11 protein-coding genes and 1 pseudogene are annotated in these 13,666 nt (G+C 73.6%); 5 read left to right on the top strand and 7 right to left on the bottom strand.

Annotated elements, in window-relative coordinates; genetic code table 11:
• The first annotated feature begins 36 nt into the window (after positions 1-36).
• Positions 37-1,431, top strand: coding sequence for a cystathionine beta-synthase (locus ACZ7MG_RS18740; protein WP_471394854.1), 1,395 nt, complete (start codon positions 37-39; stop codon positions 1,429-1,431).
• Between the two features lie 367 nt (positions 1,432-1,798).
• On the opposite strand, the gene ACZ7MG_RS18735 is transcribed toward ACZ7MG_RS18740, so the two are convergent.
• Positions 1,799-2,239, bottom strand: a complete 441-nt coding sequence (locus tag ACZ7MG_RS18735; protein WP_471395033.1) for a hypothetical protein — start codon at positions 2,237-2,239, stop codon at positions 1,799-1,801.
• 215 nt (positions 2,240-2,454) lie between these two features.
• On the opposite strand from ACZ7MG_RS18735, the gene ACZ7MG_RS18730 reads away from it, so the two are divergent.
• The 3 genes from ACZ7MG_RS18730 (at position 2,455) to ACZ7MG_RS18720 (ending at position 5,729) form a co-directional block, all read left to right on the top strand.
• On the top strand, positions 2,455-4,038 hold the full coding sequence (locus tag ACZ7MG_RS18730; protein ID WP_471394851.1) for an aromatic amino acid ammonia-lyase: 1,584 nt from the start codon (positions 2,455-2,457) through the stop codon (positions 4,036-4,038).
• On the top strand, positions 4,035-5,021 hold the full coding sequence (locus ACZ7MG_RS18725) for a MurR/RpiR family transcriptional regulator (protein WP_471394848.1): 987 nt from the start codon (positions 4,035-4,037) through the stop codon (positions 5,019-5,021). The genes ACZ7MG_RS18730 and ACZ7MG_RS18725 overlap by 4 nt, the downstream gene beginning before the upstream one ends.
• 135 nt (positions 5,022-5,156) lie before the next feature.
• On the top strand, positions 5,157-5,729 hold the full coding sequence (locus ACZ7MG_RS18720) for a hypothetical protein (protein ID WP_471394845.1): 573 nt from the start codon (positions 5,157-5,159) through the stop codon (positions 5,727-5,729).
• A gap of 344 nt (positions 5,730-6,073) precedes the next feature.
• On the opposite strand, the gene ACZ7MG_RS18715 is transcribed toward ACZ7MG_RS18720, so the two are convergent.
• The 6 genes and pseudogenes from ACZ7MG_RS18715 to ACZ7MG_RS18690 all read right to left on the bottom strand — a co-directional run bounded on the left by ACZ7MG_RS18715 (position 6,074) and on the right by ACZ7MG_RS18690 (position 11,757).
• Complete coding sequence (locus tag ACZ7MG_RS18715; RefSeq protein ID WP_471395031.1) at positions 6,074-6,787, bottom strand: lipoprotein; 714 nt, start codon at positions 6,785-6,787, stop codon at positions 6,074-6,076.
• Between the two features lie 131 nt (positions 6,788-6,918).
• Positions 6,919-7,293, bottom strand: a complete 375-nt coding sequence (locus tag ACZ7MG_RS18710; protein ID WP_005485738.1) for a roadblock/LC7 domain-containing protein — start codon at positions 7,291-7,293, stop codon at positions 6,919-6,921.
• A gap of 16 nt (positions 7,294-7,309) precedes the next feature.
• A complete protein-coding gene (locus ACZ7MG_RS18705; protein WP_471394841.1) occupies positions 7,310-7,957 on the bottom strand; it encodes a roadblock/LC7 domain-containing protein in 648 nt (215 codons plus the stop codon).
• A gap of 808 nt (positions 7,958-8,765) precedes the next feature.
• Positions 8,766-9,518: pseudogene (locus ACZ7MG_RS18700) on the bottom strand (hypothetical protein); the annotation flags it as partial.
• Positions 9,515-9,913, bottom strand: a complete 399-nt coding sequence (locus ACZ7MG_RS18695; protein WP_159768310.1) for a hypothetical protein — start codon at positions 9,911-9,913, stop codon at positions 9,515-9,517. The pseudogene ACZ7MG_RS18700 and the gene ACZ7MG_RS18695, both read right to left, overlap by 4 nt.
• A gap of 410 nt (positions 9,914-10,323) precedes the next feature.
• Positions 10,324-11,757, bottom strand: a complete 1,434-nt coding sequence (locus ACZ7MG_RS18690; protein WP_471394839.1) for a type III PLP-dependent enzyme domain-containing protein — start codon at positions 11,755-11,757, stop codon at positions 10,324-10,326.
• 181 nt (positions 11,758-11,938) lie between these two features.
• Between ACZ7MG_RS18690 and hutU the strand changes: the two genes are divergently transcribed.
• On the top strand, positions 11,939-13,627 hold the full coding sequence (gene hutU, locus ACZ7MG_RS18685; RefSeq protein ID WP_471394837.1) for a urocanate hydratase: 1,689 nt from the start codon (positions 11,939-11,941) through the stop codon (positions 13,625-13,627).
• Positions 13,628-13,666: the final 39 nt, after the last annotated feature.

Genomic DNA, 13,666 nt, shown 5'->3' with positions numbered 1-13,666 from the left:
ATTACGACCATCCCTTTTGCGGCTCCGGAGACAACGGTGCAATTTCACGACTCGATGATCAGCCTCGTCGGCAACACCCCGCTGCTGCGGCTCAACAGCGTGACCGAGGGTATCCAGGCAACCGTCCTGGCCAAGGTCGAGTACTTCAATCCCGGCGGTTCCGTGAAGGACCGCATCGCGCTGCGCATGATCGAGGCGGCGGAGAAGAGCGGCGAGCTGCAGCCCGGCGGCACCATCGTCGAGCCCACCAGCGGGAACACGGGCGTCGGCCTCGCCATCGTCGCCCAGCAGAAGGGGTACAAGTGCATCTTCGTGTGCCCCGACAAGGTGAGCACCGACAAGATCAACGTGCTCCGGGCGTACGGCGCGGAGGTCGTCGTCTGCCCCACCGCCGTCGACCCCGAGCACCCCGACTCGTACTACAACGTCTCCGACCGGCTGGTCCGCGAGACGCCCGGCGCCTGGAAGCCGGACCAGTACTCCAACCCCCACAACCCGCTCTCCCACTACCACTCGACCGGCCCTGAGCTGTGGGAGCAGACGGAGGGGCGGATCACCCACTTCGTGGCGGGCGTGGGCACCGGCGGGACCATCTCCGGCACCGGGCGGTACCTCAAGGACGCCAGTGACGGCCGCGTCCAGGTGATCGGCGCCGACCCCGAGGGGTCCGTGTACTCCGGCGGGTCCGGGCGGCCGTACCTCGTCGAGGGCGTCGGCGAGGACTTCTGGCCGACCGCGTACGACCGGACCGTCGCCGACGAGATCGTCGCCGTGTCCGACAAGGACTCCTTCCAGATGACCCGCCGGCTGGCGAAGGAGGAGGGCCTGCTCGTGGGCGGCTCCTGCGGCATGGCCGTCGTCGCCGCGTTGGAGGTCGCCGAGCGGCTCGGTCCGGACGACGTGGTCGTGGTCCTGCTGCCCGACAGCGGACGCGGCTACCTCAGCAAGATCTTCAACGACGAGTGGATGGCCGACTACGGCTTCCTGGAGGACGAGGGGCCGAGCGCGCGCGTCGCCGACGTCCTCCGTCACAAGGAGCACGGCGCCATCCCCTCCCTCGTCCATATGCACCCGGACGAGACGGTCGGTCAGGCGATCGAGGTGCTGCGCGAGTACGGCGTCTCGCAGATGCCGATCGTGAAGCCGGGCGCCGGGCACCCGGACGTCATGGCCGCCGAGGTGGTCGGGTCCGTCGTCGAACGGGAGCTGCTGGGCGCCCTGTTCACCCAGCAGGCCTCGCTCGACGACCCGCTGGAGAAGCACATGTCGTCCCCGCTGCCGCAGGTCGGCTCCGGTGAGCCGGTCGGCGACCTGATGTCCGTGCTCGGCTCGGCGGACGCGGCGATCGTGCTGGTCGAGGGCAAGCCGACCGGTGTCGTCAGCCGGCAGGACCTGCTGGCGTTCCTCGCCAAGGGCGGGGCGAAGCAGTAGGGGGAGCCGTGGGGGAGCCGGAGGCGGGGGGAAATCCCCGCAAAGGGCTCTCTCCGTCGAAAATTTGCCCGGCGCGAGCGTTTAACTTCGCAGAAGTGGTACGAGCGCGTCACGTCCGCGCAGCACCCGCTTAACACGGGTCCGGCACATTAGTGGGTGTCGGCAGGGCGGGAGCGGCTCCCCGCCCGGGCCGGCAACCGAAACGGCGTCAAGGACCTCCGGAGCGGCTCCCGGACCTCCATGGACGCCAAGGACGCGTCAGCCCGGTCTCGACCCGGCCCGCGTCCCTCGCGGGGACCGCCGTCGTCCCGCCCCCCGTCACACGGGGGTGCGGCGGTCCCCGCGCATATCTCACTCCTGCCAGTTCTCACTCCTGCCAGTCCGAGTCCCCGCCCTTGCCCCGGCGGCGGCCCAGGTTCGGTGAGTTGCGCAGGGCCCACGCCAGGTTCACGCCCACGATGCCCGCCCAGGTCACGAAGAGACCGGGGAGTTCGGCCACGCCGCCGCCGATCCCGGACAGGGGGATGGCGGCGACGAGGGAGACCACGCCGAAGCCGTAGCGCTCGCCCCAGGAGTCGGTGGACTTGTCGGGGGAGCGGCTGCCACGGGCCACCACCATCTGCTGCTCGGCGACCTGACGCCGGACCCGGCGGTCCACCGCGCCGTCGATGCGCTGGTCGACCTTCTCCAGGAACGAGTCGACGAGCGCGGACTCGTAGTCCTCGCCCAGCTCTCTGCGGGCGTGCAGGGTGGCGGCGAGTTCCTTCTTCAGCTCGGTGTCGCCGAGCTGCGCGTCACGGGCATCCATACCGGTCATACCGTTCACGGTAGGGAGCCGGAGGTCGCTTGGCACTGGGGTTAGCCCCCCTGTTGCCCGGGCCGTGCGCCGCCTAGCCGCCGGCCGCCGGTCGGTCCGTCCGCGGGCCGGTCCGCCCGCTGTCCCTTGCCGGGGCTGTATAACCTCATGCAGAGTTCTCGGTGTCTGAATATTCGGAGTCTGCTCGGGGCTGGAGGCCGTGGGTGATGTCCTCTCGGATCGTGGGCGCGTCGGACGCCCCCGCCGTCGCGGTGACGGCCGTCCCGACCGGTCTCGTCGTCCTCGACGGGCACGCGCTCGGGGTCGCCGGCCTCGTCCGGCTGGCCGACGGGACCGCGCGGCCCGTGCCCGGCAGCGAGGCGATGCGGCGGGTCGAGGAGTCCTGGGACGCGGCCCGGCAGATCGCGGCGACCGGACGCGTGTACGGCCGCTCCACCGGCGTCGGCGCCAACCGCACCGAGGACGTGCCCACCGAGGCCGCCGCCGAGCACGGTCTGCGGCTGCTGCGCAGCCACGCCGGGGCCATCGGGGAGGAGCTGCCCGCCCGGGAGGTCCGGGCGATGCTCGCCGTACGCGCCAACCAGCTGCTCGCGGGCGGCGCCGGGCTCCGCCCGACCGTGGTCACCGCGCTCTGCGAGGCACTGGAGAGCGGGGTCCACCCCGTGGTCAACGAGTTCGGGTCCGTGGGCACGGGCGACATCGCCGCGCTGGCCCAGATGGGGCTGGCCCTCGCGGGGGAGCATCCGTGGCGGGGGCGGGTCGGCGAGGGGCCGTTCGCCGTCGGCCCCGGGGTGCCCGAGGCGCAGCCGCTCGACAACAACGACGCGCTCGCGCTGATCAGCAGCAACGCGCTCACGCTCGGACAGGCCGCGCTCGCGCTGCACGAGCTGCGGGGGCTGATCGCCGCCACACAGGTCGTCGCCGCGCTGTCGCTGCTCGCCGTGGACGGCTCGCACGAGGCGTACGCGGCGCCCGTGCACCTCGCGCGCGCCCACCGGGGGTCGCGCGAGGTGGCCCGGCGCATGCGGGTCCTGATCGGCTCCGCCGACCGGCCCACACCCCCGCTGGGGCGGATCCAGGACCCGTACGGCTTCCGGTGCCTGCCGCAGATCCACGGGCCCGCCCTGGACGCGGCGGACGCGCTGGAGGGCGTGCTGGAGGTGGAGATCAACGCGGCGGCCGAGAACCCGCTGATCGTCCCCGAGGACATGGCCGCCTACCACCACGGCGGCTTCTACCAGGCCCAACTCGCCCTCGCCCTGGACCACTTCAGACTCGCCGTGACTCAGGTGGCCCGGCTGTCCACGTCCCGGCTCTCCTCCCTCAACGAGCCCGCGTACACCCGCCTCAAACCCTTCCTCGCCGATCAGGAAGCCGCCTCGTCGGGGGTGATGATCCTGGAGTACGCCGCCGGGGCCGCCCTCGGTGACCTGCGGGCCTTCTCCGCGCCCGCGTCGCTCGGCCACGCTGTACTCTCCCGGGGCGTCGAGGAACAGGCCAGCTTCGCCTCGCTCGCCGCCCGGCAGACGCTGCGGGCGTGCGGCGCGTACCGGCTCGTCGTCGGCTGCGAACTCGTCGCCGCCGTACGGGCGTTGCGCCAGCGCGATCTGAGGCCGGATCCCGAACTGCCCGTCGGACGGGCGCTGGAGCTGGCGGAGGCCGTGCTCGACCCGGACCCGGCCGACCGGCCGCTGACGGGCGACGTGCGCGCGGCGGCCGTACTGCTCGACCGGTTCACCGAGATCTGGACGGACGTCCAGGACGACCTGCGGAGGGGGAGCGCTTCATGAGCGCGGAGAACGGCACCGGCGTGACGTCCGGTTCGGGCGGCACGGGCGTGACGTCCGGTTCGGGCGGCACGGGCGTGACGTCCGGTTCGGCCGGGGGTGTCGCGTCCGGTGCGTCCGGGAGGGCGGCGTCCGGTGCGTCCGGGGGCGCGGCCGACAGTCCCGCCGCGCGGCTGCAGACGCTCTTCGAGGGGCACCGGCTGACGCCCACCCAGCGGCGCATCGCCCACAGCATGGTGCGGCGGGCGGCCGACGTGCCGTTCCTGTCGAGCGTGGAACTGGCCGAACTGGCCGGGGTCAGCCAGCCGTCCGTGACCCGCTTCGCGGTGGCGCTGGGCTTCGACGGCTACCCGGCGCTGCGCCGGCATCTGCGGGACGTCGCACCCGCCGAACCGACCCCGGACACCACCGCGTACAACGAGTACCAGCAGGCCGTCGAGGCCGAGATCGAGAATCTGCGGCATCTGGCCGAGGTGCTCGCCGACCCCGCCCCGGTGGAGCGGGCCGGACGGCTGCTGGCCGCGTCCCGCCCGCTCCCGGTCCTCGGACTGCGGGCCGCCGCCTCCCAGGCGTACGGCTTCGCCTACTTCGCCGCCAAGGTCCACCCCGAGGTACGGCCGCTGCACGAGGGCGGCAGCATGCTCCACGACCGGATCGACTCGGCCGTACGGGCCGGGGCGACCGCCCTGCTCTGCTTCGCGCTGCCCCGGCATCCGCGCGAGGTCGTCGAGGCCCTCGCGTACGCCAAGGAGGCGGGGCTCTTCGTCGTCACCGTCGCCGACTCCGCGTTCGCGCCCGTCGCCAAGGTCTCCGATCTGCTGCTGCCCGCCGCCGTCGGCACCGGGCTGGCCTTCGACACCGCCTGTGCCCCGATGCTGCTGGGCCGGGTGCTGCTGGAGGCCATGTGCGACGACCTGCCCGAGGCGCAGGCCCGGCTGGAGGAGTTCGACGCGAAGGCGGCGGCCAGGGGCTTGTTCGTCGAGTAGCCCTGCGGGAGGCTCTCCGGCTCGGGAGGGTCGTGATTCCAGGGTTCTCAGGAGCGTTTCACGTTCGCTGGGTACCGTGCCCGCGACTGTCGGACGAGAGGTCGTACGACCTCGGGATTGCGGGAGGCGGGGAGCGTGGCGCGCGGAGGGCAGGGGCTTGCTCGGGTGGCCGTCGTGGTGCGGGCCGGGGCGGCGCCGTGGTGGTGGCTGGGAGTGGTCGCGGCGGGGGTCGGCGTCCTGCCGTCGGGGCTGACCGGGCGGCGGATCGGGGTGCTGACGGGGGCCGCGCTGTTCCTCGTCGCCGTCGGCGTGGTGGCGTGGACGGGGCGCAAACGGTATCTCGCGCCGGTGCGTGGCGCCGTGCGCGCCGGTAAGCACGATGTCCTCCAGGACCGTGCCGTGACCCTGCGCACCTGGCGCCGGGGCCATCGCTGGTGGCTGCTGCTCGGCTTCGCAGCCGCCCTGGGCTCGTCCTTCGCGCTCCCGGCGGCGGGCGGCCTGCTCCTCGCCGGCCTCGGCACCGGCCTCCGCCTCAAGGCGGCCTGGCTCGGCCGCCGCGAACTCGCCGCGGGACAGCTCTTCTGGGTCCGCGTGGACTGGCTGTCCGCGCGGGGCGGCCGGCCGACGGGCAAACGCGTGGCCGGGTACCGGGTCACCGGCATCGGAGCGGGGGACGCGGCGCCCGGGGGCGGGCGGCGGCGGGGGTAGGGCTGCAGCTCTCCTTCCGGGGCGTGCCGCTACGCGCCCCGTGTCCATAGGACCAGCTTGTTCACCGCCCACAGGGCGATGCCGATGGCCAGGAGTACGCCCTCCTCGGCGGGCGCGGGTGTCGCGGCGATGCCTTCGGTGGTGGACAAGGAACCTCCCCCGGTCGGTGATCCGACGGCTTTCCGTTCAGGGGAGTCCTGCCCGGTCGCGGGCCTCGGATGCGTTCGCGACCGATTGTCGAGGCGTTCAGGTGACGGTCGAGCGGTGCCCAGGCTGTGCTCCGACGAGCATCGGCCGTGCTCCGACGGGGCTCAGGACCTGCTGAGGTGGTCTTCAGGGCCTGCTCAGGTGGTCTTCAGGGTCCGCTTGGCCAGCTCGTACGCCGGGAGCATCTGCTCGTGTTCCGCGGTGTCGAGGCCGCCGAGGTGGACGACCACGGGCCCGTCCGGGGTGACCGTGACGAAGGCCCGCTCCTGCTTGGTCTCGTCCAGGGCCTCGCTGGTGTAGAGGTACGCGACCTCGCTGCCGGAGACGCCGGTCTTCGAGGTGAACGCGCTGTACTTCGCCTTGCTGGTCCCGCCCTCGGCCGCCACGAACTCCTTCAGCAGCGCCTCCGCGTCACCGGACTTCGCACCGGCCTCGCCGGTCCAGACACGCAGGAAGCCGATGTTCCCGGCCGGCTTGGCGTCGATCTCGCACGCGGCCGTGAACGGGCCCTGGCGGAGCAGCCCCTCGGCCAACTCGGCGGCGAGGTCGTCCTCCTCGGAGCCGCTCCCGCCGCCCGCCCCGGTCTCGACGGCCTCCGGCTGCCACTTCTCGGCAGTGTCGAAAGTGACCGGGAGTTCGCAGGCGGAACCGGCCGCGCCGACGCTGCCGCCGCTCTTCGCGGCCTCGTCGGTGGTGGCCTTGGCGTCCGCCGTCGCCGTCCCGCCGGCGCTCGCCGACGGCTTCGCGCCGCCGCCGTCGTCGCTGTCGTCCGCCGCCTCGGAGCATCCCGTCAGGACCCCGGCCAGCAGAGCCAGCTGCGCCAGCACCGTCCCCCGTACCGCTCTTCCCACAGTCACCCTCAACTCTCGGTTCAGGTCTCGGTTCAGGGCGGACACGGTAGCGGGGGCCACGGCGGCGCTCCCCGGGCGGGGTGCGCGGCCGTGGCCCCGGTGCCGGGTGGGTGACCCCGGTGCCGGGTGGGTCAGACCTCCAGCTCCGCCTCGATCCGCTTCAACTGGTGCCTGGCCATGGCCAGGTTGGCCCGCTTGGCGTCGAGGACGAGGTAGAGGAAGAGACCGTTGCCGCCGCGGCCGGTGATCAGACGGATCAGGTGGTAGGCGTCGGACAGGGTGATCAGGATGTCCTCGATCTCGCCCTTGAGGCCGAGGTGTTCCATGGTGCGCAGCTTGGCGCGGACGACGTCGGTGTTGCCGGCGGCGGCGACGGTGAGGTCGAACCCCTTGCTGCCGCCGATCGTGCCCAGTGCCATGCCGCTGGTGTAGTCGACCAGGGCGGCGCCGGTCGCGCCCTCGATGGACGCGAGGGCCTCTTTCAACGCGGTCTCGGTGTTGGCCATGGTGTGCGGTGTCCTTTCAACTCTCACTGGTGGTAGGTGCGTTGGGAGTGGTTCGGGGGGTGGGGCGTGGGGTGCTGGCACGCGGCGTCCGGCGCGGCATGGTCGACCTGACCGTGGTCTTGGCCGGTGTCTGGGCCTGGGCGGCGGGCGTGGCCGGGGTGGCTGACGTGGCCGATGTGGAGGGCGTGGAGGGCGTGGTGGGCGTTGGGGGCGTGCCCGTGGTCCTCGCCACGGACCGGGCGGAGTTCCTGGTGGCCGCCCTGGCGCCCGCCGCGCCCGGGGCGTCCGGCCGGGGCAGGGCGTCCATCAGCTCGCCTATCCGGCCGCCGGCGCGCCGGCCCTCCAGGTGCAGCCGGCCCACGTTGACCCGGTCCTGGGCCAGCAACGTCAGCACGGCGGAGGAGCCCGCCGCGTACGTCGCCACATAGCCGTGATCGCCGCGCAGCAGCAGTTCGCGCAGTTCGCCCCGGCCGGCGGCGTCCGTCATCCGTACGGCGACACCGAGCGCGGCGGCGGTGAGCGCGGCCAGGCCCTCCGGCTCCACGCCGGGGGTGTCGTGGGCGAGGACCAGCCCGTCCACGCTGGCCGCGAGCGCGCCGGTCAACTGGGGTACACGGGCCCTCAACCGGTGCAGTTCGTCGAGGACTTCGGCCTCCGCGGCCATGAGCAGTCTCCTCTCGGCGGGACGCTCCCGCTGCCGCTCAAAGGGCCTCCAGCGCATCCCTGAGCCTTTGCAGTAGAGCCACGTCGGGGTCTGTGGTGATGAGCGGCCAAGGTGGGGTGGGCGGCGGCGCCGCGCCGCCGCCCGGAAGCCCGGCCGCCGGGTGGTCGTGGCCCGGGCCGGTCGAGGGGACGGACGCCGGGTCGATCGGTGGGACGGGGTGCGTCGGGCCGCCGCCGGGCGGGACAGGGTGTGCCGGGCCGCCTGGCGGGAGGGGGCCCGCCGGGCCGCCTGATGGGACGGGGTGCGTCAGGCCGCCCGGCGCGGTGGGGCCGGGGGCGGTGGACGGGAGGGGGCTGAGGTGGGCCGGTGCGGTGGAGTCCAGGTCGGCCGATGGGGTGGGGCTCGGGGCGGCTGGTGCGGCGTGGCCCGGGGCGACCGATGGGGCATGGCCCGGGCCGGTCGGCGCGGCGTGGGCCGGGGCGGCTGGTGGAGCGTGGCCCGAGGCGGCCGGTGAGGCGTGGCCCGGGCTGGTTCGTGTGGCGTGGGCGGGGGCGGCCGGTGTGGCGTGACCCGGGGTGGCCGATGAGGCGTGGCCCGGGTCGGTCCGTGCGGCGTGACCCGGGGTGGCCGATGAGGCGTGGCCCGGGCTGGTCCGTGTGGCGTGGGCCGGGGCGGCCGGTGAGGCGTCGCCCGGGGTGGCCGATGAGGCGCGGCCCGGGCTGGTCCGTCCGGCGTGGCCCAGGTCGGACGGTGGGCCGATGTGGAGCGGGGTGCCGGGGCCCGGGCCCCGGTGGGCGGTGGGGTCGTGGTCCGGGGCGGCCGGGATCGGTGGGGTTCTCAGTGGCCTCGGCGGGCCGGGTCGGGCCGTGGATATGAGGCCCGCGGCGGCCAGTCTTCGGACGTCCACGAGGGTGTGGAAGGCGGGGCGCCCCAGGGTCAGGGAGATCTCGGCGGCCGTGCGGAAGCCGTCGACCTGGCCGAGCACGGCTCCCTGGCGGGCCGGGACCGGCGGCCCCTCCAGACCTGTGGCCCTGATCAGCGGGGCGTCGTCCGTCGCGGCGTCGGGCCAGATCCGGTGCAGCAGATCCCGGCGGCGCCGGGCCTCGCGCTCCACGGCGGCCACCGGCACCGGACGGATCGGCCCCAGCCAGTGCGCGGCCCCGTAACGGAAGCTGGCCGGCGCGGTGCTCGGGCCGAGGACGAAGTACGCCGCGTCGAACAGCGCCCCCGCGTGGCACAGCTCCAGCGCGCCCCGGGCGACCCGGCCGCTGTCCACGAGGAACCGCCCGACCCGCAGCCCGGCCCCGGCCGTGTCGACCGCCTCCCGCCAGCCGTCGGTGTCCAGGATGCCGCCGGTGGTGAGCAGCACGTCCAGGCCGGGGGAGCGGGGGCTCTCGGCGTGCACGACCTCGCCGTCGGACAGATACAACGCACCGGTCTCGCGCAGCAGGACACCGGTGGCACGCTCGGCGGCGAGGCGGCTCAGCATCGGGGCGACGGCCTGCCGGAAGTGCTCGCCGCGCACGGGCAGCGGGGGCGCCGGGGTGGTGATCACGCTCATGCCAGCACCAGCCGTCCCGCCATCTCACCGAGCCGGATCCGGGCCAGCGCCAGATTGCCGTCCGCGCGGGCCAGCCACAGATGCAGGAACACACTGCTGTCGAACGTCGTCCGCACGAACCGCAGCACGTGGTACGTGTCCCGGTTGCTGACGATCAGGTCCTCGACCGGCAGATCCGCCCCGGACCAGTCCGAACCCTCCTCCGGCGCGAACGCCCGGTGCTCCGCCGCGAGCCGCGCCAGCTCCGCCGCCTCCGCCGCGGTCGTCTCGTGGTCACCGCCGGGTGCCTCGCCGACCGTGCCCAGCGCCAGTCCGCTGGTCCAGTCGACCACCGCGGCGCCCAGGGCACCGGGCAGCCTCATGGCCTCCACCAGACACTCGTCGATTCCGGGCACCGTGGCTCCCCTCCTGCCTGCGGTTCGGCTGAGTGACGCAGACGCTACGCACCGTGTGCGCGAGGGGTGAGGGATCTGGCATTTTCCAGCGGAACATGCGGACAGGTGACTAAGGTGGGTCGACTTGCCTGCTTTTCACCGCTGTTGAGGTCGGGTAGACGCGCTGGCGCCCCGAAGTGGGCTTATGCGGCTGCCCCGCATCCCGGGCGCGCTCGTGGCGCCGGGCGTTCATCATTCTGGGGGTGGTGAGGGGCGTACGAGTGGGAGCGGTTGTCACTGCCCCGCGCCCCCCGGGCAACCCAGGGGCGCGGGGCAGTGCTGAATATGCGGCTACTGCCGCGTGGGCGCCCCCAGCCACGGACAACCCGCAGCCGCCACCCCACAGTTCCCCGCGCCCCGGAAGGTGACTCTCAAAGCCCCAACAGCCCCGCCCTCTCGGCTCCCCCCGCCTCGGCCACGATCTCCTCCACGCTCTGCGCCCGCCGCACCACCGCGAACCGCATCCCCCGCTCCCCGGGCGCATACCCGTAGATCCCCGGCCGCGGCAGCGAGTTGTACGCATAGTGGTGCGCGAAGTAATACGCCCCGGTGTCCAACGCGGCCGCGTAGTCCCCCGGTTCGAGCAGCGGCAGTGCCCGCCCCTCCGCCAGCAGATCCCCCGCGAAACAGGCGGGCCCGGCCACGTCCTGCACCACCACCGGCCCCTCCTTCACCCGCCCCTTCGCGTCGTACGGCGCGATCCGCAGCGGCCACGACCCCGGCGCGTACACCGTCCGCGTCGCCACCTGCACCCCGGCGTGGGTGACCGCGATCGCCCGCCCGCCCGCGCTCTTGGTGTACTCCACCCGCGCGACGACCGTCCCGTGCTTCGCCAGCAGCGACCGCCCGAACTCGGTCACCAGCCCGTACCGCCCGTCGAACAGCCCCGGCACCGCCTCCGCCAGCAGCCGCGCGTACTGCTCGTACGTCGGTGTCGCCGCCTCCGACGCGAAGTTCACCGGCAGCCCGCCGCCGATGTCGATCGTGTCGATCTGCCGCCGCCCGATCCGCCGGTTGATCTCCTCCGCCAGCTCGTACGTCTCCGTGATCCCCCGCGTCATCAGCGACAGCGGCATCCCCTGCGACCCGGTGTGCGCGTGCAGCCGGCTCAGCCAAGGGCGGTCCAGGTACGCCCGGACAACCCACTCCCGGGCGCCCTCGTCGCGGAGCGCCACCCCGAACTTCGACGTGGCCGTCGCCGTGGACAGCGCGTCGATCGCCCCTCCGCCGACCTGCGGATTCACCCGGATGCCGATTGGCGAGCGGGTGGTCGCCGACCGGACGAGCGCGTCGATACGGTCCAGCTCCTGCGGATTGTCCGCGTTGACGGCGATGCCCAGCGCCAGCGCCTCCCGCAGCTCGGCCGGGGTCTTGGCGGGCGAGTCCAGCACGGTCCGCCCCGGCGTCACCCCGGCCGCCCGCGCCAGGGCCAGCTCCCCGGCGCTCGCCACCTCCGCGCCGATCCCGGCCTCGCGCAGCAGCCGCAGCACCGGCACCAGCGGTGTCGCCTTCACCGCGAACGCGTGCAGCACGGGCGTCCCCGGCGCCGTCACCGCGTCGAACGCCCTGCGCAGCGCCCCCGCCGAGGCCCGGATCCCGGTGACGTCCAGCAGTGCGACGACCGGTGTGCCGGGGCCGAGCAGCCCCCGCTCCACCGCCGCCCGCACGGCCTCGTCCCGCCGGGCCGCCCGCTCGCCGTCGGTGTCGAACAGCCGCAGCGTGCGCTCGCCGTCTTCCTCGTCCTGCGGGTGGGCCCGGCCCCCGGCCGGCCCCTCCCCGACGGTCCCGTTCGTCACGTCTCCCATCTCTTCCCCCGCTGTCGTGTCGTCCGTCGTTTCACTGTCGCGCCCTCGGTCGATCCCGGGAGGGCCGATGTGTCCAGCCAAACATCCACGGCCCGCCGTCGCTGGCGCTACGGCCGTATTGACTAGCTCTATTCATCGGGCCAGGATGTGAATAGTTGCTGTAAAGCGAGGAGGCAGACCCGTGTCAGGACCCCGCCCCGTCCGAGCACCGCGAGGTACGGAACTCAGCGCCCTGGGCTGGCAGCAGGAAGCCGCCCTGCGCATGCTCCAGAACAACCTCGACCCCGAGGTCGCCGAGCACCCCGACAAGCTCGTCGTCTACGGCGGCACGGGCAAGGCCGCCCGTGACTGGCGCTCCTTCGACGCCATGGTCCGCACCCTGCGCACCCTCAAGCAGGACGAGACCATGCTCGTCCAGTCCGGCCGCCCCGTCGGTGTCATGCAGACCCACGAGTGGGCGCCCCGCGTCCTCATCGCCAACTCCAACCTCGTCGGCGACTGGGCCAACTGGGAGGAGTTCCGCCGCCTGGAACAGCTCGGCCTGACCATGTACGGCCAGATGACCGCCGGTTCCTGGATCTACATCGGCACCCAGGGCATCCTCCAGGGCACCTACGAGACCTTCGCCGCCGTCGCCGCCAAGAAGTTCGGCGGCACCCTCGCCGGGACCATCACCCTCACCGCCGGCCTCGGCGGCATGGGCGGCGCCCAGCCCCTCGCCGTGACCATGAACGACGGCGTCGCCCTCTGTATCGACGTCGACCCGCGCGCCATCGAACGCCGCATCGAGCACCGGTACCTCGACGTCAGGGCCGACAGCCCGGAGCACGCCCTCCGACTCGCGGTCGAGGCCCGGGACGCCCGCCGCCCGCTCTCCATCGGCCTGCTGGGCAACGCGGCCGAGCTGCTGCCCCGCCTGCTCGCCGAGGGCGCCCCCATCGACATCGTCACCGACCAGACCTCCGCCCACGACCCCCTGGCGTACCTCCCGGTGGGCATGGACTTCGACGACATGGCGTCCGCCGCCGCCAAGGACCCGGCCGGTTTCACCACCCGGGCCCGTGAGTCCATGGCCCGGCACGTCGAGGCCATGGTCGGCTTCATGGACGCCGGCGCCGAGGTCTTCGACTACGGCAACTCCATCCGGGGTGAGGCCCAACTCGCCGGGTACGAGCGGGCGTTCGCCTTCCCCGGCTTCGTCCCCGCCTACATCCGGCCGCTGTTCTGCGAGGGCAAGGGCCCCTTCCGCTGGGCGGCCCTCTCCGGCGACCCCGCCGACATCGCCAGGACCGACAAGGCGATCCTCGACCTCTTCCCCGAGAACGAGTCCCTCCACCGCTGGATCAAGATGGCCGGGGAGCGGGTCCACTTCCAGGGCCTCCCGGCGCGCATCTGCTGGCTCGGCTACGGCGAGCGGGACAAGGCGGGCGAGCGCTTCAACGACATGGTCGCCTCCGGTGAACTGGCCGCGCCCCTCGCCATCGGCCGCGACCACCTCGACTGCGGCTCCGTCGCCTCCCCCTACCGCGAGACCGAGGCCATGCTCGACGGCTCCGACGCGATCGCCGACTGGCCGCTGCTCAACGCGATGGTCAACGTGGCCTCCGGGGCGTCCTGGGTCTCCCTGCACCACGGCGGCGGCGTCGGCATGGGCCGGTCCATCCACGCCGGTCAGGTGACGGTCGCCGACGGCACGAAGCTCGGCGGGGAGAAGATCCGCCGGGTGCTGACCAACGACCCCGGGATGGGCGTCATCCGCCACGTCGACGCCGGCTACGACATCGCGGAGACCGTCGCGGACGACCGGGGCGTACGGGTGCCGATGCGCGAGGGCGGCCAGGGTGAGGACGGCCAGGGTGAGGACGCGTGACCCGAACCCAGCCCGCGGCGGCCGAACGCGGTCCGCGGC

It is taken from the genome of Streptomyces sp. NPDC107538 (genome assembly GCF_055657445.1).
This window is presented reverse-complemented; position numbering and strand designations above follow the sequence as displayed.